Below are 21,489 nucleotides of genomic sequence, written 5' to 3'. Positions count from 1 at the left end.
TGAAACGATTTCGCGAAAGGGCTTTCACCCCTGGGAAGTAGACAGTTCTGTGAAATCTGCGCCAGGTCTAGAAAGCGCTTGCCAGAGGCGGTACGGTCCAGCCGCCAGCCCCTGTGCCACGACGGAGGAGCCGCAAGTGAGACGTTTCAACACCGCCGTGCTGGCGGCGCTGACCTTGGCCGCCGGCCTGACGGCCGCACCGGCCGCCCACGCCCACGGCGGTCGCGCCCCCCTCGGCATCGACAACTGCACCGCCACCGCCTGCCACTTCGACGTGGCACCGGGTGCCTATGAGGTGAAGGTCGTCCTCGGAGGCAGCGCCGCGTCCGGCACCAGCATCACCGCAGAGACCCGGCGAGCCCTGCTTCCCGAGACCGCCGTCCCCGCCGGCGAACGTGTCGTCCGCAGCTTCACCGTCGACGTCCGCACCCCCGAAGGGGAGCCCACCGGTCCCGCAGGAACCGCCGGCCTGGACCTGGTCCTCGGCGGATCCGCTCCGGCCCTGGCGAACATCCGGGTCACCCCCGCCCGGCACGCCCGGCAGATCTTCCTCGTCGGCGACTCCACCGTGTGCGACCAGCCTGCCGAGCCGTACACGGGATGGGGCCAGCAACTGCCGCAATATCTGCGGCAAGGTGTTTCTGTCGCCAACTACGCGGACTCGGGGGAGAGTACGGTCACGTACCTGGGGAACCCGCTGCTCTGGGACACGGTCCGGCCGCTGATCCGCCACGGCGACCTCGTCCTGGTCCAGCTCGCCCACAACGACAAGACGACCGACGAGGCGACGTACCGTGCGAACCTCGAGACACTGGTGGCGGGAGTGAGGGAGAGGGGCGGTCGGCCGGTCCTGGTGACCCCCATCGTGCGCCGCTGGTTCAACGCCGACGGCACGCTGAACAACGGAACGGCTCTGCTGGTCAACGGACTCGGCGTCGACCACCCCGCGGTCATCCGCTCGGTCGCCGCCGCACAGGACGTCCCGCTGATCGACCTCACCGCCAAGACCAAGGCGGTGGTGGAGTCCCTAGGCGTCGAGGGCTCCAAGGCGCTCTACCTGTACAACGAGAAAAGGGACAACACGCACACCTCCGTGCACGGGGCCACCGTCTACGCGGGCCTGGTGCGCGACGAACTCCTCGCCCGGCATCTGGTGCCGAAGGGCACCGTGCGGGTGGGATGAACGCCTGGGGGCGCCCCGACCGGAACCGGGACGCCCCCAGGTCTTGACGTCCCCAGGCCCGGACCAGGCCGCGAAGGAAAGAAACAGCACATGCACCTGCCCCCGCCTGACCTCGCCCGCAGCCCTCGCACGGGATACACCCGTGCTCACTGGGAGGCGGCCGCCGACGCCCTGCTCGCCGCCGTGGAGCCGTACGCCACCGAAGATCGCGCTCTCTACCATTTTCCCGGCAGCAGGGGGAGTTGGTCCGGCCGGCTCTCCGACGGCCTGGAGGGATACGCGCGCACGCTGCTGCTCGCCGCGTTCCGCCGGGACGAAACCGCGCTGGAACGTTACGCGAGCGGTCTCTCGGCCGGCGTCCGCGGCGTCTGGCCCCGCATCGATGACCGCGCGCAGCCCCTCGTCGAGGCCGCGTCCATCGCCCTCGCACTGCGGCTGACCCGCCCGATGCTCTGGGACCGGCTCGACGACGGCACCCGGCAACGCGCGGTGGCCTGGCTCGGTGACGCGCTCACGGCGGAACCCTGGCCCTGCAACTGGGAGCTGTTTCCCGTCACGGTAGGCGGTTTCCTGGAGTCGGTCGGTCATGAGCCGGAGGCTTCCCGCAAGGCGATCGACCGAGGCCTCGAGCGCATCGAGCAGTGGTATGTCGGCGACGGCTGGTACACCGACGGTCCCGGCCGGGCCTTCGACTACTACAACGGCTGGGCCATGCACCTCTACCCGGTCCTGCACGCCTGGCTGGCCGACGACACCGATCTGCTGGCCCGCTACGGTGACCGGCTGACGACGCATCTCGCCGACTACGCCCGCCTGTTCGGCGCCGACGGGGCCCCGATGCACCAAGGGCGCTCCCTCACCTACCGCTTCGCGACCACCGCCCCCCTGTGGCTGGGCGCCCTGACCGGCCACACCCCGCTCGCCCCCGGCGAGACCCGCCGCCTCGCCTCGGGAGCACTCAGGTACTTCCTGGAACGGGACGCGGTCGACGCACACGGACTGCTGACCCTCGGCTGGCACGGCCCCGACGAGTCGGTCCTCCAGGGATATTCAGGCCCGGCTTCCCCGTACTGGGCGAGCAAGGGTTTCCTCGGGCTGCTCCTTCCGCCGGATCACGAGGTGTGGACGGCGCAGGAGGAAGCGGGTCCGGCCGAACGGGGAAACGCGATCACGCCGCTTGCCGCACCCAACTGGCTCATCCAGTCCACCAGTTCGGACGGGTTGGTCCGCCTGCACAACCATGGCAGCGAGGACGTCCGTTACGACCCTTACTACACGCGTTTCGCATACTCCACCGTCACCCGGCCTCTGGGTTCGCCGCCGGACAACGCCGTCACGGTCGGCGGCGACCCGCACAGGGAGGGGATCGTCCCGCTCGGCACTGGGGAGGACTGGGCGGCGTCCCGGCACGTCCAAGGCTCCGGCGCCCAGGTCACGAGCCTGGTGGTCGCCGACGGCGCCGTCGAGGTGCGTGCCCATCTGGTCGCGGGCGCCGCACCGGGCACGGAAGTCCTCGTCACAGGCTGGGCCACGACGGAGAGCGGGGCGGAGCGGGCCGACCTGCTGCCCGTGTACGGACTCACGGGGCACGTTGCGCTGTCGGGCGTGGTGGACGCGGGCCCGGCGAGCCTCTTCGTCGCGTTGGCCCGGCTCACCGCGGAGCCCGACCCGCTGCCCCTCCAGGACCTCGCGACCGTAGAGGTGCACATGACTCCGGCCGCCGACGACGCTCACGGTGCGTACGACCTGAGTGTCCGGTGGCGGACAGGCCCGGAGCGCCGCTTCCGCTTCCTGGCGTCGGCGGGTGGGTCCACCGCGGTGGCCGACGCCGACGGCGCGGGCCGGCACGTCGCTCCGGACGAGGCCACGACGTCGCGTGAGTCGACGACCTCCGGCGGTCCCGCGGCTTCGGGCGAGCGATCCGCAGCGCCGTCGTGGTCGGTGAGGCCCCGGTGAGTGACGTCCCGTAAACCGGCGTCACGGGGGTGTACGCCCAGGTCGGCGATCCGTCCTCGAGGACTGCCGTGCCGCCGCTGTTACGGGTGCTCGCCACGTGGTCCGCGCTGCGGAAGGCGCGCCGAGGAAGAAGCAGGTTCGTGCCCGCGCAGTGGTCAAGTGCCCACGAACACGCAGTGAACTATGACGTCTGCGCCTGCTTTCTGAGCCGGCGCGAGGTGCTCCGAACCGTCTGCTCGCCGCGCGGCACGGTCGTGCCGGATCCCAAGGGTCGGGTCAGCCACGGTCGACGAGGTTGTCTCGCTGTCGAGTTCTCGGTGGTCAGACCAGGTAGCGAAGGTCCAGGTCGGCGCCCTCGCCGCTCCGCCGCCCCTGAATCGGTGGTCGGCAGTGATCACCCCGGCCGCGATGGCGTCGAAGTCGGCGGCGCCACAGGTGACCGGCGTGGTACGACGGCAGCGCACACCTCGGGTGCGGTCAGAGGAGAAAGGGAAGGACGATGGCGGGTGAGATACGTGACTTACTGTGCTGGCGAGGTCCTGTCTCGGTGAACGTGTTCGTCATCGGCTCTGGAAACACCCCGTTGGCACAGGAGGCTTTTCACCTCTCCGGGATGGTCCCGGACGCCTTGCTGCCGTTCCCCCTGCTGGGGCAGCCCGAAGCCATCGAGCGGCTCGGTCTGGTGTCGTACGACATCGACTTCGATGACGTCTCGCTCGATGTGCGCGAGTACACGCGAGCAGTGCTTCAGCGGGTCTGTGCGGATACGCGATCAGTGGCCTGGGCAGCTTTCGAGGGGTCGTTCCACTACGACGAACTCCTCACCGACGAGGTGGCCCACCAGGTCTACGGCTCTTGCATGACCGGCGCCGAACCGGTGGTCGAGTGGGACGCTGAGGCCCTGCGAGGCGATGAGTGGCGCCATCGGATCGCCGAGGCCCGAGCGGCTTTGGACGCCTTGCTGTCCGGTTCGGACATACGAAGCGGGAAGAGTCGGACAGACTGAGTGTCCAACTGCGTGACTCGCCGACGAACACCGGCTGACACCGGCGAACGAGCGCGGACTCTCCTGACCGTCAGCGCAGAACGGTGCCACCCCACCCCAAGGTGTCACCAGACCTCGGAAAATGTGTTGCTGTGCGTAAGCGGTATTGAGAAGAATCCGTGCATGACTTCTGCGATACGACATGTGACGATCGCCTGTTCCGACGCCTACGCCCTCGGCGGCTTCTGGTCCGAGGTGCTGGGCGAGCCGCTCCACGCGGACGACGAGCCCGGCGACGAGGAGGTGCTCCTCGCAGGGGCGGGCGTGCTGTTCGTCACCGTTCCGGAGACCAAGAACCAGAGGAACCGCATCCACCTCGACCTTCAGCCGCAGGACCGCACCCGCGACGAGGAAGTGGAGCGTCTGCTCAAGCTCGGCGCCACCCTGTTCGACGACCGTCGCACACCTGACGGGAAGGGGTGGGCGGTCCTCAGGGACCCCGAGGGCAATGAGTTCTGCGTGGAGCGCAGCGCGCGGGAGCGCGAAGCCGACTGACACCTCGGTCGGCATCGTCAGGAGCAGCGGAGTCACGGCCGGGCGGAGGCGGCGGCACCGGGGACAGTTGCTGGTGAATCCGCCGCGACCACTGGACCCGTGCGGCTGTGGGGTCCTGCGGCTGTCCGGACGGGTGCCGAAGGGGAGCCGCGCGGACCGGCGCGAGCGCCGCAGCCCTCGCAAACGTGGAGCGCACTCGTGCGGGGTGCCAGGTGTGCGGCAACAGCCGTCGGACGGCTGCCTGCCGACGGGCCGCGACAGTTCGGCGGTGGCCGCAGCGACCCGCCCCTAGCGTGAGTCGTATGCGTGTACCCCGAGCGACCTCCACGTCGGCCGCCTTCGCCGACCTTCACCGCACCGGCGCTCCCCTCCTTCTGCCCAACGCCTGGGACCATGCCTCCGCGACGGCCATGGCGGGGCGGGGCTTCCGGGCGATCGGCACGACGAGTCTGGCCGTGGCCGCGGCGGTGGGACTGCCCGACGGCGCCTCCGCGACCCGCGACGAGACGCTCCGACTCGCGCTGACACTGGGTTCACAACCGTTTCTCCTGTCCGTCGACGCCGAAAGCGGTTTCAGCGACGATCCGGACGAGGTGGCGGAGCTGGCGCGCCTGCTTGCGGCCGTGGGGGCGGTGGGCATCAACCTGGAGGACGCTCTGGGGCCGGCGGCCCGCCACACGGCGAAGATCGCCGCCGTCAAGTCGGCCGTGCCCGGTCTGTTCGTCAACGCCCGCACGGACACGTACTGGCTCGGCGAGCGCAGCACGACCGAGACGCTTGACCGCCTCGACGCCTACCAACAGGCCGGGGCCGACGGCGTGTTCGTCCCCGGGCTGACCGATCCGGGGGAGATCGCCGTTCTCGTCCGACAAATCGACGTGCCCCTCAACATCCTCTACTCCCCGGCCGGCCCCACTGTCCTGCACCTCACCGAGCTCGGTGTGAGCCGCATCAGTCTCGGATCGTTCCTGTACCGGCGCGCTCTGGGCGCGGCACTGGAGGCCTTCGACGAAGTCCGTGGAGGACGTACTCCCGGCGGCCGCACGCCGACCTACCAGGAGGTGGCGAGCCTCGGCGCCGGCTCGAACACCCTGCCCGACGCCGGGGCGTCACCCGGACGTCCGTCGGTCGACGCCCTCGGCGCAGGGGCGTAGACCCACTCGACGAGTGCGGCGCCTCGGCAGGTGTGATGCGCCGAGGGACACCCTCGACGGCAGTCGTCCCGCTGCGTCGTCAGGCGTCGTCATCCCCGACTGCCACCGTCTCTCGCGGCCAGTGAGTGAGGGCCGCGTGCAGGGCGTCGACCGCCTTGTCCCACGACCGGCCTACGTCCCGGGGCGCACCGAAGCCGCCACCGGCCTCCAGCATGCAGTACCCGTGAAAAGTGCTGCGCAACAGGCGGACGGCGTCGGTGAGGTCGGGTTCTTCGAGGCCGTACCCCCGGAGCATCCCGTAGGTGATCTCGGCGGTGCGGCGCAGGGCGGGGGAGTCCGCGGTCAGTTCCCGGTCCCGCTCCTGGTCGATACGGATCTGTGTGGCGGCGTACCTGCCCGGGTGCCGCAGTGCGTAATCCCGGTAGGCCCCCGCGAAGGCGACCAGTGCGTCCTTGCCGGCGAGTCCCACGACGGCGGAGCCGATCCCGTCGATCATCTCGCCGCCGACGAACAGCGCGAGTCTGGTCCGCAGTTCCCCGAGGCTCCTGACGTGCGAGTACAGGCTCGCGTCCTTCACGCCGAAGCGTCGTGCCAGCGCCGAGACGCTGACGTGGTCGAAACCGACTTCGTCGGCCAGTTCGGCGGCGGCTTCGACGAGGCGGTCCGTGCTGAGGCCGACTCTTGGCATGGGCAACCGCCTTGTGCGCGCTCGGAACCGGGGGTGTCGCCAAATCCTAAGTGTTTCGCAGGCGGAGGGCCGGGGCGCGTACGACGGGGCGAAACAACCCGCACCTGAAACCGCACCTGCACCGCTGCCGCCGCGGAGCCCTCTGATACTGTGCCGCGACGCATACAGGGGGGCCGGTGTGCAGCAGGGCGCGGCGGACGACGATCTGCGGAAACCGGATTCGCAACGGTACGCACCTTTCGGTGCCTTGAGCTTCACCACTCTCGAACTCGACCACCCCCGATGCCGAGAACTCGGAGAATCCGGACAACCTTCCAGGGGTGGGGATGTTGCGTGCGTCGCTGACGTCGGCGTCGCTGACGTCGGCTTGGGCGACGGTGTTGTCGTCTGTCGCGTGCGCGTCAGGATGGTCGCTCGCGGGCGACGAGGGTGCCGGCTCCGACGCGAGCGTGGGGGAAACGCGGGCCTCGACACATTCCTGGACACATTCCGTCACCCGCAGGCCCGGTGCGCCCCCTCCGCCGGATGCCACCGCGAGTGCTTCGGCGTCCCGTCCACCCTCCTCGTCCACAGCTGTGTCGCCCACGGCGTCGAGCGCACGACCGCGCGCCACCGCACAGGGCCGTCCGCGGAGGAGGAGCGCGGCAGCGGGAGGAACGGCGACGACGGCCGTTCCGAGACCGGGGAGCGGACCCGTGGGGGCGACGGCGCACCGGGCGGGCCGGCCTCCGTCCCCGAGAAGCACAATCGGGGGCCGCACCCCCCGCCGGCTCCCCCGCGATCTGTCCGCACGCCGGAGTGGAGTTCCGCCCAATGGCGGCCCGGCGACCCCGTGGGGGCGGCGCGCGCGGCAGGTTCCTGAAACCACTCGAAGGCAAAAGAAAGAAAGAAGGTACGCACCCCGTGGTCGGCAAACCCTCTGATGAGGCGGGAGACAACTCGTCCATATCCGACGAGGAATGGCAGGCCTTCCTCCAGGACAGCGAGCTCGGCGCCACCGCCGCGCCGAAGGAACCCTCCGCACGGGCCCGCATGGTCACCGAACGGTTGCGGCACCAGAGCGAGCCCGAGGGATGGCGTACCGGCCCGACCCCGCGGGACACGAGGGGCAGCGGGAGGCGACGGCGGCAGGTGTGGTCGGTGCTCGGCGTGGCCCTGGCGCTGGGTGCGGTCGCCGTCGCGCTCAGACCCTCCCTGCTGCCGGGTGACCCTTTCGGAACACGCGAGCCCAAGGCCGCCGCCGTGTCTCCCTTGCCCGCCGAGACCGCCGCCCCCACCGCCGCACCGGGGGCCGCACCCGACCAGGTGCCGACCATCGACAGGCCGTTCGCCGGTTCTCCGGCCCTCCCCTGGGCCGACGGCGAGGCGGGCGTCGTCCTGCCGGTCGCCAAGGCCGTCGGGTCGGCGTCGAAGGAACGCGTGTCGAAAGCGCTGGAGCTGACCAGGAAACTGCTCGTCGGCGCGAACCTGGAACCGAAGACGCTGCGCGGCGAACGTCCGACCGCCGCTCTCTCGGTGCTCGACCCCAAGCAGCCGGATCTGCTCGACGACCTCGACGCCTTCCTTCGCTCGCCGGACAGGACGCACGACCCGCTGACCCTGTTCAGCCGGTTCGACCCCGACGAAGTCAGGGTCGTGGGCGACGTGGTCAAGACGCGCGGGCGCATGACCTACAAGAAGGGCAAGCACGACGGTGTGATCGTGCACGCCGACTACACCTTCGTCTATCCGGTCCGCCCCGCAGAGGGTCCGCCCGAGGTCACCCGGACGATCGTGCGGCGCGTCATCGACGTCGAGCTCCCCGACCCCGCGCACTACGACGTCACGCCCGGGCGATTGCTCCTCGTCCGGTACGACGAGGAGCTCTTCAACTCGGCCTGTGACGTCCACGACGGGTTCCTGCACCCTCGGTTCAGGTCGGCGGAGCCCACGGCCCCGACGCAGACCGGCCCGACCGTGGACCCGTACGACCGGAGCAAGGGCGTCGGCGGGGACAGCGCGTCCGACAGTTGCGGAACCGTTTCCCGAGTCTGAGCGGATCGCAGAAACGAGTTACTGCCCGGGACGGGCGGGTGGGCCTCGCCGGTCGACGCGCCCGTCCCGGGGGCGGTGAACGGACGAGCGGCCCCGGTAGACGGCCGGGAGGCGCAGAGTTGCGGAGGCCGTCGCCGTGAACAGGGCGGGCTCCAGGAGCATGCCATCGTGAACGGCCGCGATCGGATACGACGTCCGGCCCTCGTCCAGTCGAGTCCACTGCGGCTGAGCACGCCCCTCACTCGTTCGACCTCCACCGCGGGCGGCCGGCCCTGGGGGACCGGCCGGCCGCGGGGAGACGTCAACAGCGTGCCGGGACGTCGACGAGAGGCCGGCCGGTCAGTCGGTCACCGAGAACACGAAGGAGAACTCGACGGGTTCGGCGTTCAGGAAGTACCGCGGGAGCGGGCCGGGACCGCAGGACTGGGAGCCGATGCCGTGCTGGCCGTGGTCGAGGTTGACCCAGACCGTGTCGCCGGGAGTGAGGTCGGTCGGGTGCCGTGCCGCGTCCAGCTGCTCGGTCGTCCAGCGTCGCGCGGAGAACCAGAACGCCGGGTCGCCCTCGATCCGCAGTCCGCCGAGCTCCGCCCAGCGGACGTCGGCCCTGGCGCCGTTCTCCTGCGGGCGCACGTACGGGGTCTGCAGCTCCTCGATGCTCCCGTCCCACTGGCCGAGCATGGACGCGGCCCTGGTGTCCGGGTACGCCTCGCCGGGACCGCCGCCGAACCACCGCGCGTGTCCCGCGGACGCCTCCGCCAGCCCGAAGCGGATGCCGATCCTGGGCAGCGGCATCGTCCAGTCGCCCTCGGGAGTCACGGAGACGGTCAGCTTCAGCCGTGTCCCGTCGGACGTCCAGCGGTACCCGGTGCGCAGGCCCGCCTCGCGGCCGGCCGGCGCCACCCGGGTCCGTACGGTCAGCGCGTCCTCACCCGGCTCGACGCCGTCCAGGCGGTGCCGCATGCGGTGCAGGCCGTACGTACGCCACAGCAGGCCGTAGCGCGTGTCGTCCTGCCATGACGCGCCGTCGTCGTTGTCGGTCGTCGCCCGCCACACGTCCAGGCGCAGCTCCGTCACGTCGACGCCGCCGATCGCCTGCAGCGCGCCGCTGCGGGCGTCGAAGACGCCGGGACCCAGCGTGAGCAGCCGCCCTCCGGGGACGGGTCGTCGCGAGGCGGCGACGGTCACGGGCGCCCGGGGGACGACGGTCTCCTGGCCCCACGCCACCTGGTGGTCCCTGGGGGCCCACGCGGTGTCCTCGGCGAGCAGCGCGCGCACCGTCCACTGGACCTCGTCGCCCTCACCGCCGGGTCCCGCCGGCAGCTTCACCTCGGCCGACTCCCCGGGTGCGAGGGGCCCGACCGTGAGAGCGTTCGCGCCGGTGGGCAAGCCGTCCACCTGGTGGGAGAGCTCGAACCTCAGGTGGGAGAGGTCCGAGAAGTCGTAGCCGTTGGTGATCCGCACGGTCCCGCCCGTGCCGTCGCCCTCGATGCGGACCGGCTCGATCACCTTCTTGAACTCGATCAGTCCGGGGGAGGGGGTGCGGTCCGGGAAGAGCAGGCCGTCGCAGACGAAGTTGCCGTCGTGCAGCTCCTCCCCGAAGTCGCCGCCGTAGGCGTAACCCAGCTCCGGGTGCCGGATGCCGTGGTCGATCCACTCCCAGACGAACGCGCCCTGGAGCCGGTCGTGTGCCTCGAAGAGCCGCTGGTAGTCGGCGAGTCCGCCGGGGCCGTTGCCCATCGCGTGGGCGTACTCGCAGAGGATGAAGGGGAGTTCGCGTCGCCTGTGGGTGCCGCCGTCCAGTCCCCGGCCGATCCGCTCAACCTCCTCGTGGGAGGCGTACATGCGCGAATAGACGTCCGTGTCACGGCAGTCGATGTCACCCTCGTAGTGCACGAGGCGCGAGGCGTCACGGCCGTGGATCCACTCGGCCATCGCGGTCAGTCCGCGCCCGGTGCCGGCCTCGTTGCCGAGGGACCAGACGACGACCGACGGATGGTTCTTGTCCCGTTCGACCATGCGGGCGGCGCGGTCGAGGAGGGCGGGGGTCCAGCGTTCGTCGTCGACGGGGTTGTCCCGCCAGTCCTGCTCGACGAACCCGTGGGTCTCCAGGTCGCACTCGTCGATGACCCACAGGCCGTACTCGTCGCACAGGTCGAGGAAGGCGGGGTGCGGCGGGTAGTGCGAGGTGCGGACGGCGTTGACGTTGTGGCGCTTCATCAGCAGCACGTCCGCGCGCATCGTCTCCAGGTCGAGGGCGCGGCCCGTCTCCGGGTGCCACTCGTGCCGGTTGACGCCCTTGAAGAGGATCGGCCGTCCGTTGACCTTGATCAGACCGTCCGCCAGCTCGACGGTGCGGAAACCGATGCGCAACGGCACCCGCTCGCCCTCGGTCACCAGCTCGCCGTCGTACAGCGTGGGCGTCTCGGCAGTCCACGGCCGGACCGGCGTCGTGACGCTCTCCCCGGTCGCGGCGTCGATGCCCAGGGCGGGGACGACGACCCGCCCGTCGACGTCGGAGTCGACGCGCAGTACGCCCTCGCCCGTGACGTGGTCGAAGGAGGCGTGCACGAAGAAGTCGAGCACACTGCCCGCCGGCCGGTGCAGCAGGGTGACGTCACGGAAGATGCCCGGCAGCCACCACTGGTCCTGGTCCTCCAGGTACGAACCCGCCGACCACTGGTGGACGCGTACCGCGAGGACGTTGCCGCGCGGCTTGAGCAGATGCCCCACCGCGAACTCGTGCGGCAGCCGCGAGCCCTTGAACTCGCCGAGGTCCGTCCCGTTCAGCCAGAGGCGGGCGCAGGACTCCACCCCGTCGAAACGGAGAACGAAACCGCCTTCGGAAAGCTCCGGCCATTCCTCGGGCAGGTCGAAGACTCTCAGATGGTCGCCGGTCGGGTTCTCGGTCGGAACCCGGGGCGGGTCCACCGGGAAGGGGTAGAGGTGGTTGGTGTAGACGGGCGAGCCGAAGACGCCGTCGCCCTGCAGGACCCAGTGACCCGGAACCGTGACCTCGGCCCAGTCCTCCGCGTCGTACCCCTCCTCGGCGAACGCGTCGTCCTCGGCGTCGGCCGTGGCCGACACCCGCAGCCGCCACCGTCCGTTGAGTGAAAGGGACTTCGCGTCGGACGACGCGTACCAGGCGCGGGGCGGCAGGGCCCCGCTGCCGGGGGAGACGCTCTCGACGTAGTCGACGGCCGGGGTGCGCAAGGACATGGGTCTCCTAGGTCAGCCCTTGATGCCGGTCTGTGCGATCCCCTGCACCAGCCAGCGCTGGAGGAAGAGGAACACGAACACCAGGGGCAGGATGGAAAAGGCGGTGGCCATGAAGATCAGGTGGAAGACGACGGTCTGGTTGGTCATGTAGTTGGAGAGCGCGACCTGGACCGTCCAGGAACCCGGGTCCTGTCCGATGACCAGCGGCCACAGGAAGGAGTTCCAGCCGTTGATGAAGGTGATGGTCGCCATCGCCGCGAAGAAGTTCAGCGAGTTGGGCACCACGATGCGCCAGTACGCACCCCAGTAGCCCAGTCCGTCCACGCGCGCCGCCTCCTCCAGCTCCTTGGGGAACCCCAGGAAGTACTGCCGGAACAGGAAGCAGGTGAAACCACTGAACAGGCCCGGGATGATCAGACCCCGGTAGGTGTCCACCCAGCCGAGCGACGACACCAGGACGAAGCTCGGGACGAAGGTGACCGCCGTCGGGACCATCAGCGTGCCGAGGACGGCGTAGAAGACCTTGTTGGCGTGCCGGTACGGGATGCGGGCGAGCCCGTAGCCCGCGAGCGAGCACACCAGCAGGACTCCGGCGGTGTGCAGGGTGGCCACCACCGCAGAGTTCCAGAGCGACTGGGCGAAGGGCACCGTCCCGTCCGTGAACAGTTCCTTGACATTGCCCCACTGGATGTCCGTGGGGAAGAACTTCCAGTTCTCTCCGGTGATGTCGGTGTCGGTGGAGAGGGCGTTGCGGACGAGCAGGTAGAACGGGACAAGGAAGAAGAAGCCGGCGATGCCGGTGGCGATGTAGAGGCCGGTGGAGCTCATCACCCCGCCGCCGCGCCCGTCTCGGCGGGCCTTCGGCGACGGCGGTGCGGGCTTGCGTACCTCGGGCGTCGTGCTGGTCACTTGGACTCGTCCCCCCTTCCGAAGCCCATGAACTTGCCCTGGAGCAGGGTCACGGCGCAGATCAACACGGTCAGGATGACCGCGCCGGCGCTGCCGGCGCCGTAGTCCTGGCTCTCGCCGAGGGCCTTGTAGTACAGCTCGACGAGAGGCGGACGGCCCCACGTGGTCTTCGACAGCAGGTTGAAGAACTCGTCGAACGCCTGGTAGGCGGCGATGAGCAGCAGCAGGATCACCGCGGTGGAGGTGGCGCGCAGCTGCGGCAGGGTGATGTGACGGAAGGTCTGCCAGCCCGGCTTGGCGCCGTCGATGGCGGCCGCCTCGTACAGCTCGGCCGGGATGTTCTGCAGCGCGGCCAGGAACAGGATCATGTAGAAGCCGGACTGCAGCCACAGGCGCGCCGTCACGATGACGAGCCAGTACCAGGGCGGGTTGGGGTCGACGAGCCAGGGGATGTTGTCGATCCCGAACCAGGCGAGCACCGTGTTCATCAGGCCGAAGCGGACGCCGCTGAAGATCGACATCTTCCAGATCAGCGCCGCGGCGACATAACTGCACGCGGTCGGCAGGAAGAAGACCGAACGGAAGAACGCCCGCATGAAGCGGAGCCGGTTCACCAGCAGGGCCAGGCTCAGGGACAGCGCCCACGTGGTGGGCACGATGAACGCGGCGAAGACGGTGAAGGTGACGAGGGAGCCGACGAAGTCGTCGTTCGTCAGCATGTACGTGTAGTTCTCGAAGCCGATGAACTTGTCCGGCGTGACGGTGAAGCGGGCCTCGAAGAAACTGAGCCAGATGCTCCACACGATCGGCGCGTAGACGAAGATCGCCAGACCGATGAGGAACGGCCCTGTGAAGAGCCAGAAGTTGAAGGTGGGGCTGCCCCGCAGACCCCGCCGCGGCCTGGCCGGTGAGGCCTTCGCCGGGGCGGGGCGCGCGAGGTCGCGCGTTGTGGTCGTCGACATCTCGAGGTCCGTCCCGCGGCCTATCCGAACAGCTTCTTGAGCTCGCGTTCGACGGCCGTGTCGGCCTTGTCCAGCGCGGCCTCCGGGTCCATGTCCTTGCGGACGGAGTTGGCGAAGACGTCCTCGAGCGCGGTGATCATGGCCTGCGTCCAGCCGATGTTGTCGAAGTGCCCGAACTCGTTGAAGAGCCGCACGCCCTCAGCGGCGTTGCCCGACTTGAGCTTGGTGGCGGACTGTGCGATCGAGGTGCGCGGAGGGATGTGGAAGCCGTAGGAGGTGGCCCAGTCCTCCTGGTACTCCTTCTGGTCGATCCACAGCCACTTGACGTACTCCTTGGCCGCGTCGACGTTCTTGCCCTTGGCGTTGACGAACATCGACCAGCCGCCGTTGTAGACGGACTGCTTGCCGGAGTCGACGGTCTTCGGGAAGGGGAAGACGCCCCAGTCGTCGCCGAGAGCCTTCTGGATGCCCGGCATCGCCCACATGCCGCAGAACTGGATGGCGCACAGGCCCTGGTTGAGCGAGGAGGGGTCCCAGGACGCGGTCGGGGCGCCGAGCAGAAGGTGGCCGCTGGTGAACAGCTTGCGCATCTTCTTGATGCCCTCGATGACACCCGGGGTGTGATAGGCGATCTGGTTCTTCTCGTCGAGGGTGTCGGCGCCCGCCGACCAGATCATCGGGTTGACGACGCTGTGCAGGTCGTCGCCCATGTACAGGCCCTTGACCTTGCCCGTGGTGAGCTTGGCGGCGGCCTCCATCAGCTCGTCGAGCGTGGTCGGCACCTCGACCTTGGCCTTCTCCAGCATCGACTTGCGGTAGAAGAAGAACTGCGGGTCGTCGATCATCCGGACGCCGTATATCTTCCCGTCGACCGTGTGGGACTTGATGTCGGCCGGGTTGAAGTCGCTCTTGACCGGGTCGATGATGTCGGTCAGATCCGCCACCTGACCGCTCTTGACCATCTGGATCTGCGGGTGGAACTCGAAGAGGTCGGGCGCGCTCTTGGTGAGCAGGGTGGCGAACAGCTTGCTCTCGAAGTCGGCGCTGGTGATCCACTGCGTGGTCACGTTGGCCTTGTCGTAGGCCTTCGCGTACTTCTTGATCGCCTGCTCGGTGCCCGCCTCGCCGTACGCGTGGAAGAACTGCGTCAGGTCGACGCCCGAACCGGCTCCGCCGCTGCGGCCGTTGTTGCCGCCGCAGGCCGCGAGGCTGCCGGCGGCGGCCATTCCCGCCGCGGCCCGGAAGAGGGACCTGCGGGACCAGTTGCTGTTGCTCAGTGCCGACATGGTGACGTCCTTGTCTCGGAGTACGGCTGGGCTCTTCGCCCGGCGCAGGTGGCTCAATTCCTGTCGCGGAGCCGGACGTTAACCTTCGGCTAAGGCTTCGGCAAGGGGTTGGACGAAGTCTGTTCGAAGCGTTGTGATCGGTTCGGGATCGCGAACGGGTCCAGTGCGGTGGTTGGCCGAAAGCGCTTGCGAAATGCTTGTGCAAGCGCTTTCACAACGGGCGTCGTGGGCTACGGGAGGGAAAGTGAGGGCCGCCGGTGTCAGGGCCGGCGGCCCTCGGTCTCATGGGACGGCCGGACCGCCCCCGTCACTCCGTCCGGACGGCGTGGGATCGCCACCCGGGGGAGCGGTGACGCTGGTGCCTGCGGTGCCTGCGGTGCCTGCGGTGCCTGCGGTGCCTGCGGTCAGGGCTGCCTCCCCTCCGTCGTGGTGCGTCGTGCGGTCGGTGCGTTGTGCCGGGTCAGGGAGTCGGTGCGATGCGGGTTCTCACGCGGGCCGGCGCGGTGCGCTTGACGCTCCGCTGTCCGACCGACTGCAATGCCCCTTCGAGCGCGAACGTCGCCGCGCCCAGACATGCCGGGTCGGTGGGGATGGGAGACAGGACGATCCTGCTGGCGGCCAGGGGTCGCTGCAGCGCATGCCGGGCGACGGCCTCGCGCACCTCCATCAGGAGGGGCTCGCCGAGCCGGGCGGCCACCCAGCTGCTCAGGACGACCACCTCGGGATTGAGGAGGTTGACCAGGTTGGCGATGCCGGCGCCGAGGTAACGGGCGGTCTCCCGGACCGCCTCGACGGCGTCAGGGTCGTGCGCGGCGATCCCGGCGGCCAGCGCATCGATCGTGGCGGTCTGGTCCTGAGGGTGCAACAGCGGGCTGCTCGGGCTGAGTTCACGCAGGTTCTGCATGATGCCGGGCGCGCCGACATACGTCTCGACGCAGCCGTGGTTGCCGCAGCGGCACGGCCGGCCGTCGAGCACGAGTGTCGTGTGCCCCCACTCGCCGGCGCTGTTGCTGACCCCGCGGTGCAGCCCGCCGCCCAGCACCAGACCGGCGCCCACGCCGGTCCCCAGGTTGACCACCACGGCGTTCGCGTGCCCACGCGCCGCTCCGAACCACAGCTCGGCGACCGCGCCCGCGCGCAGCGGGTTGTCCAGGTACAACGGATACGCGATGTGTTCGGAGAGCAGGTCGAGCAACGGAACGTCGTGCCAGTCCCAGTTGGGCGCGTATGCGGAGACGCCGGTGGCGCGGTCCACCTGTCCGGGCACGCTCACCCCGACGCCGAGCACCCGGGCGGCCTCGACGCCGGCCTGGGCGACCACCGAACCGGCCGCGGCCGCGACGTGGCCGACCACCTGCTCGGGGCGGCTCTCGCCGGGCCGCATGTCCTCCGCGGCGCGGGCGAGCACGTTCAGGGCCAGGTCGAAGAGCTCGACATGGACGTAGGTCTCCGCGATGTCCACGCCGATCAACGCGCCCCCCGACGCGTTGACGGCCACGAGGCCCCGGGGGCGACCGCCCGCCGAGTCCTCGAACCCGACCTCAGTGATCATGCTGAGGTCGAGCAGCTCGCCGACGAGCGTGGCGACGGTGGCGAGCGACAGACCGGTGGCGGCCGCGAGCTCCTGCCGGGAAGTGGGCGAGGCGGCGATGATCTGGCGCAGCACCTCGTAGCGGTTCGCGGTGCGGATGTCACGTGACGTGCCGCGCTTCATGGAGCGTGCCCCTCTTCCCTTCCGTCCTTGCCGTCCCCTCCGGGCGGGCGGGCCCGCTCGGCGACGGCACCGGCGACGGCACCGGCGCCGCGCCAGGCTATGGCGTGCCACAGGGTTCGACAAGGGGTTAGGAAAGGGGCTTTATAAAGTCGGCCGGTAACGGCGTGACATCAGTTTCCCAGGACGTCCCGCACGAAGTCGTTGGCGAACTTCGCCGCCGGGTCCAGCTCGCGTGCCAGAGCCGTGAAGTCGTCCATCCGGGGATAGCGCCCGCGCACCGCGGCGGCGGGAGTCTCGAACACCTTTCCCCAGTGGGGGCGCGGCTCGAACGGCTCGAGCGCCGCCTCCACGGCGCGCACCACGGGCAGCACGGACGCCGTGTCCTCGATCCAGGTGAAGTGGACGGCCACGGTGTCCCGACCGTACGAGGGGCTCAGCCACTGCTCGTCGGCGGCCACCGTGCGCACTTCGCAGATCTGCAGGACGGGGGAGACCGTTTGCCGGATCCCGTCGATCGCCCGCAGTGCCTGCACGGCGTGCCGGCGCGGCAGCAGATACTCGCTCTGCAGCTCGTTGCCGCTGCTGGGGGTGAACTCCGCCCTGAAGTGCGGCAGCCGCTCGTGCCAGGGCCCGGGCGCCCCCAGCTGTTCGGTGCAGTTGACGGCCGGCATCCCCGGCACCGGATGCAAGGCCCGCGCGGCCGGGACGGCCCACGGGAAGTCGGCAAGCGGCTGGTCCGTGCGCCGCTTCAGCCACACCTGACGGAACCCGGGCGCATCCCAGTCCGTGAACAGGCTCACGCTGTACGCGGCCCCGGCCACCGTCTCGAAGTCCAGTCCCTCCAGCGGGAGTTCGGTGAAGAGGTGCTGCTCGACCCGGAATGCGGGCTCCAGGTCCAGGACCAGCGCGGTCACCACACCGAGGGCGCCCAACGAGGTGACGGCCCCGCCGAACCGCTCGTCACCGCGCTCCAGGACGACAGTGGAGCCGTCCGCGGCGACGATCTCCACCCCCCGTACCGACGACGCGAGCGAGCCGTTGCCGACCCCCGAGCCGTGCGTGCCGGTCGCCACCGACCCGGCGACCGAGATGTGCGGCAGGGAGGCCATGTTCGCCAGCGCGAGCCCGTGCTCGTGGACGCGGCGAGCCAGCTCGGCGTACCTGACCCCGCCCCCGACCCGCACGGTCCGCGCCGCCGTGTCCACCTCGACCTCGCCGGACAGGGCGCTCAGCGACAGCAGCACACCGTCGCCGCCCGGCTCGGCGATCCGGTTGAACGAGTGCCCGCTGCCCAGCACCCGTACCCGTCCGGCGGAGGTCACGAGCGACCTGAGCGCGTCGAGCGAGTGCGGACGGTGCAGCTCCTTCGCGGCGAAGGTGATGTTGCCGGCCCAGTTCGTAACGGTTTCGGTCATGCGGTGGTCGCCCCTTTGAGGAGATCGAGAACCCGGGATTCCCCAGGTGGAACCTACCCTGCCCGCAACACGAGACCCCCCGCCCCCACCTCCGCGCCGGCCGGGGCATACCGTGAGGAGTCGTACGCCTGAGCCGGGAGGAGAGACGGATGGGCAGCCGTACCGCGCTGGTCGAGGATCTGATGGAGCGGTTTCCGCATGTTCCGCGGGAGGCCGTGTTCAAGGAGGACCTGCTGCGCGGAGGCGTGGCCTTCGACCCCTCGGCGCTCAGCGACAACGAGTCGGGCGAGGTCAAGCCGAAGTCCTACTTCATCTTCTCCTTCGACCACAGCACCTTGCCCGAGCTCGGCGAGGCGGCGCTGCGTCGCCCGCCGGAGGAGATCATCCTCACCGGAGGCCCGTACGACCTGCGGCGCACGGTCGTGTCGGTCCGGGTGAATCCGTCCTCGCCCTATCGCGTCGCCGCGGACGACGAGGGGCTGCTCGGGCTGTACCTCGACGGCGGCCGCATCGCCGACGTCGGAGTGCCGCCGATGCCTGAGTACTACCGGCACAAGCTCTCCAACGGGAAGTCCGTCATGGAGGTCGCGCCCACCATCCAGTGGGGCTATCTCATCTATCTGACCGTTTTCCGGGTATGTCAGTACTTCGGCGCCAAGGAGGAGTGCCAGTACTGCGACATCAACCACAACTGGCGCCAGCACAAGGCGGCCGGCCGCCCCTACACGGGTGTCAAGGACGTCGACGAGGTCCTCGAGGCGCTGGAGATCATCGACCGGTACGACACCCAGAAGGCCTCCACCGCCTACACGCTCACCGGCGGCGCCATCACCAAGACCGTCGGCGGGCGCGACGAGGCCGACTTCTACGGCCGCTACGCCAAGGCCATCGAGGAGCATTTCCCGGGCCGCTGGATCGGCAAGGTCGTCGCCCAGGCGCTGCCCCGCGACGACGTACAGCGCTTCAAGGACTACGGGGTGCAGATCTACCACCCCAACTACGAGGTGTGGGACCGCCGCCTGTTCGAGCTGTACTGCCCGGGCAAGGAGCGCTACGTCGGCCGCGACGAGTGGCACAGGCGGATCCTCGACTCGGCGGACGTCTTCGGCGCGCGCAACGTCATCCCCAACTTCGTCGCGGGGGTCGAGATGGCCGAGCCGTTCGGCTTCACGACCGTGGACGAGGCCATCGCCTCCACGACGGAGGGGCTGCGCTTCTTCATGTCGCACGGCATCACGCCCCGCTTCACCACCTGGTGCCCGGAGCCCACCACCCCGCTCGGCAAGGCCAACCCGCAGGGCGCGCCGCTGGAATACCACATCCGGTTGCTGCAGGCCTACCGCGGCGCCATGGACGAGTTCGGACTCTCCTCGCCGCCCGGCTACGGCCCGCCCGGACCCGGCCGGGCGGTGTTCTCCGTGAGTTCCTTCATGGACAGCCTTCCGGCGCAGGACGCGGCGACCGTATAGTCCCCGCAGTCGATGCAGAAACATCGCATCGGCGTTGAACGCAGGGCGGCCCGCGCCCGTACCACTGACCGGAGTAACGGGCGCGGCCGCTTTCTTTCCTCCCTGTCCTGCTGTCTATACATGACATCTGAACAGGGCGCTTGTCAGTTGTGTCGGTAACGTGAAAAGCTCTGCCCCTGCCGCGAGGTTCCCCCCAACTCCATTGCCGTCATGGTGAGTTGACCTTGCTTGTGGATGCAGGAGACCCATGCCCGACCTGCCGACCCCGAAGGACGCCGCTGAGGCCGCGCTGTTCTCCGAGTGCTGGGACGCCGTCCTGTCGTACGCGGACCTGTGCACGTCCGGCTCGACCGCGGCGAACCAACTGGCCCGTGAGGCTTTCGCACTCGGCATACGCGAGGCCCGCGCAGCCGAGTCCGGCACCGCGCGAGGCGCCGGCCGCCGCCCATCACGGCTGCCCAGAATCCCCCTGCTGCTGACCGCCGTGCGCGCCACGGCGGCCGCCTGGGAGGCACAGGGACACGGCCACAAACTCGACCCCGACCTGCGCCTGTGGCTCAACTCGGACAAGGCCGCACGGTACGTCGGGCCTCCGCTGAGCCGTCCCATCGCCCTGCGCGGCCTGCGCGACATGCAGGAACCCGACGCGGCACTGCTGTGGCTGGCGGAGGTGGAGGCGCTGCCGCTGCAGGCCGTCGTCCGCCGCCAGGGCCTGGACCAGTCCGCCGCGGTGGAGGAGCTGAACGAGGTCCGCGGCCTGTTTCGAGACCGCTGTCACCGCAACCATCTCGACACCCCGATGGACGCGGAGTGCCGCAGCTACGTCCGGCTCCTGGACGCCGTCACCCGCTCACCCGCCGCCGACACGCCCCCCGACCTCTCCCGGCACCTCGCCACCTGCGTGGAGTGCGCGGAGGCCGCGGCCTGTCTGCGGCTGCACGGCGGGGGACTGCCCGCCGCCCTCGCCCAAGGCGTGATCGGCTGGGGCGGCCTGGCCTACCTGGAACGCCGCCGCCGCGCGGCCGAAGTGCGCCTCGGCGGCGGCAGCCCCGCCGCGCCGGACCCCGAGGGCGCGGCCGCGCGCGCCGCCGCGCACAAGGCGCGGGTGCGGCGCAACGGACTGCTCGTCACCGCCGTCCTCGTCTCCGGACTCGCGCTCGCCGTGTCGATGATGCCCGGCGACAGCGGCGGCGACAGCCTCGCCAAGGCAGGCCCCACGGACAGCAGCCCGGTGGCCGGTCCCGGTGTGCGGGTGCCGTCCGTTGCACCCGCCAGCTCCGCGGCGCCGTCCTCGTCCGCCCCGAAGGCCTCGGCCAGCGCCTCGCCGACGAAGAAGACGGGCGACGACGCCAAGCCCGACCCCGAGCCGCAGGGCACCTCCTCGGCCACCGCCGGGGCCGGGGGCGGCGCGGAGGACCCGGCCTGTGAGGTCCAGTACGACCTGGTCAACCAGTGGCCGGACGGGTTCCAGGCCACCGTCACCGTCACCACGGCCCACGCTCTCGACGCCTGGCAGGTCGCCTGGTCCTTCCGCGACGGTCAGCGGGTCGACCAGATGTGGGACGCGAGCGTCGCCCAGGCCGGCACCCGCGTCACCGCCACCGCGGCCGACTACAACCGGACGGTCGCGGCGAACGGCACCCTCACCTTCGGGTTCCTCGCCTCGTGGCAGGAGAAGAACACCGCGCCGTACGCGTTCACCCTCAACGGGCAGGCGTGCGCGGGGAAATGAGCGGAGGGGCCGGTGCGCAGGCGCCGGCCGCACGCGACCGCGGGTCGCCTCATGACCGGTACGTTCACGAGGCACCCCGCGTTCGCCGGGGGTGACCGGGGTGGCTGCGGGCTTGGGGTGACCGCAGTTACCGGGGGGGTGTCTCTATGTCTTTCGTCAAGGACGTAGTGCCGGGTTTGGTGCTGTTTGGGATGGTCATGCGGCGAGGGTGATGGTGGGGGTGCGGGACTC

General features: G+C 70.1%; 15 protein-coding genes. 8 read left to right on the top strand and 7 right to left on the bottom strand.

The genetic code is table 11. The annotated features are described in order from the left end of the window. Nucleotides 1–136 precede the first annotated feature (136 nt). The 5 genes from ACN6LD_RS28985 (at nucleotide 137) to ACN6LD_RS28965 (ending at nucleotide 5,833) form a co-directional block, all read left to right on the top strand. On the top strand, nucleotides 137–1,183 hold the full coding sequence (locus tag ACN6LD_RS28985) for a rhamnogalacturonan acetylesterase (RefSeq protein WP_319192534.1): 1,047 nt from the start codon (nucleotides 137–139) through the stop codon (nucleotides 1,181–1,183). A gap of 90 nt (nucleotides 1,184–1,273) precedes the next feature. After that, on the top strand, nucleotides 1,274–3,139 hold the full coding sequence (locus tag ACN6LD_RS28980; RefSeq protein ID WP_445044758.1) for a DUF2264 domain-containing protein: 1,866 nt from the start codon (nucleotides 1,274–1,276) through the stop codon (nucleotides 3,137–3,139). Nucleotides 3,140–3,686: 547 nt separating this feature from the next. Next, nucleotides 3,687–4,145 (top strand): hypothetical protein, encoded by a 459-nt coding sequence (locus ACN6LD_RS28975; protein WP_445044757.1) that lies wholly within the window; start codon nucleotides 3,687–3,689, stop codon nucleotides 4,143–4,145. 162 nt (nucleotides 4,146–4,307) lie between these two features. Next, on the top strand, nucleotides 4,308–4,679 hold the full coding sequence (locus ACN6LD_RS28970) for a VOC family protein (protein WP_319192529.1): 372 nt from the start codon (nucleotides 4,308–4,310) through the stop codon (nucleotides 4,677–4,679). Nucleotides 4,680–4,981: 302 nt separating this feature from the next. Next, complete coding sequence (locus ACN6LD_RS28965; RefSeq protein ID WP_445044756.1) at nucleotides 4,982–5,833, top strand: isocitrate lyase/PEP mutase family protein; 852 nt, start codon at nucleotides 4,982–4,984, stop codon at nucleotides 5,831–5,833. Between the two features lie 79 nt (nucleotides 5,834–5,912). On the opposite strand, the gene ACN6LD_RS28960 is transcribed toward ACN6LD_RS28965, so the two are convergent. Further along, the gene (locus ACN6LD_RS28960; protein WP_445044755.1) at nucleotides 5,913–6,521 is read right to left on the bottom strand and encodes a TetR/AcrR family transcriptional regulator; all 609 of its coding nucleotides are present in this window, start codon (nucleotides 6,519–6,521) and stop codon (nucleotides 5,913–5,915) included. 903 nt (nucleotides 6,522–7,424) lie between these two features. Between ACN6LD_RS28960 and ACN6LD_RS28955 the strand changes: the two genes are divergently transcribed. Then, nucleotides 7,425–8,555 carry a hypothetical protein gene (locus ACN6LD_RS28955; protein WP_445044754.1) on the top strand — a complete coding sequence of 377 codons (1,131 nt, stop codon included), beginning with the start codon at nucleotides 7,425–7,427 and terminating at the stop codon, nucleotides 8,553–8,555. Nucleotides 8,556–8,894: 339 nt separating this feature from the next. On the opposite strand, the gene ACN6LD_RS28950 is transcribed toward ACN6LD_RS28955, so the two are convergent. The 6 genes from ACN6LD_RS28950 to ACN6LD_RS28925 all read right to left on the bottom strand — a co-directional run bounded on the left by ACN6LD_RS28950 (nucleotide 8,895) and on the right by ACN6LD_RS28925 (nucleotide 18,057). After that, nucleotides 8,895–11,771, bottom strand: a complete 2,877-nt coding sequence (locus tag ACN6LD_RS28950; protein WP_445044753.1) for a glycoside hydrolase family 2 TIM barrel-domain containing protein — start codon at nucleotides 11,769–11,771, stop codon at nucleotides 8,895–8,897. A gap of 12 nt (nucleotides 11,772–11,783) precedes the next feature. Then, nucleotides 11,784–12,680: a carbohydrate ABC transporter permease gene (locus ACN6LD_RS28945; RefSeq protein ID WP_445044752.1), complete on the bottom strand. Its 897-nt coding sequence runs from the start codon at nucleotides 12,678–12,680 to the stop codon at nucleotides 11,784–11,786. Further along, a complete protein-coding gene (locus tag ACN6LD_RS28940; RefSeq protein ID WP_445044751.1) occupies nucleotides 12,677–13,642 on the bottom strand; it encodes a carbohydrate ABC transporter permease in 966 nt (321 codons plus the stop codon). The genes ACN6LD_RS28945 and ACN6LD_RS28940 overlap by 4 nt, the downstream gene beginning before the upstream one ends. A 20-nt stretch (nucleotides 13,643–13,662) precedes the next feature. Beyond that, nucleotides 13,663–14,928: an ABC transporter substrate-binding protein gene (locus tag ACN6LD_RS28935; RefSeq protein WP_319192516.1), complete on the bottom strand. Its 1,266-nt coding sequence runs from the start codon at nucleotides 14,926–14,928 to the stop codon at nucleotides 13,663–13,665. 460 nt (nucleotides 14,929–15,388) lie between these two features. Further along, nucleotides 15,389–16,642 (bottom strand): ROK family transcriptional regulator, encoded by a 1,254-nt coding sequence (locus ACN6LD_RS28930; RefSeq protein ID WP_319192514.1) that lies wholly within the window; start codon nucleotides 16,640–16,642, stop codon nucleotides 15,389–15,391. 170 nt (nucleotides 16,643–16,812) lie between these two features. After that, nucleotides 16,813–18,057, bottom strand: coding sequence for an FAD-binding protein (locus tag ACN6LD_RS28925; RefSeq protein WP_445044750.1), 1,245 nt, complete (start codon nucleotides 18,055–18,057; stop codon nucleotides 16,813–16,815). 149 nt (nucleotides 18,058–18,206) lie between these two features. Here ACN6LD_RS28925 and ACN6LD_RS28920 point away from each other — a divergent pair, with 149 nt between their 5' ends. After that, the gene (locus ACN6LD_RS28920) at nucleotides 18,207–19,526 is read left to right on the top strand and encodes a radical SAM protein (RefSeq protein WP_319196049.1); all 1,320 of its coding nucleotides are present in this window, start codon (nucleotides 18,207–18,209) and stop codon (nucleotides 19,524–19,526) included. 247 nt (nucleotides 19,527–19,773) lie between these two features. Further along, the gene (locus ACN6LD_RS28915) at nucleotides 19,774–21,258 is read left to right on the top strand and encodes a cellulose-binding domain-containing protein (RefSeq protein ID WP_319196050.1); all 1,485 of its coding nucleotides are present in this window, start codon (nucleotides 19,774–19,776) and stop codon (nucleotides 21,256–21,258) included. Nucleotides 21,259–21,489: the final 231 nt, after the last annotated feature.

It is taken from the genome of Streptomyces sp. SAS_272, from assembly GCF_052543235.1.
This window is presented reverse-complemented; position numbering and strand designations above follow the sequence as displayed.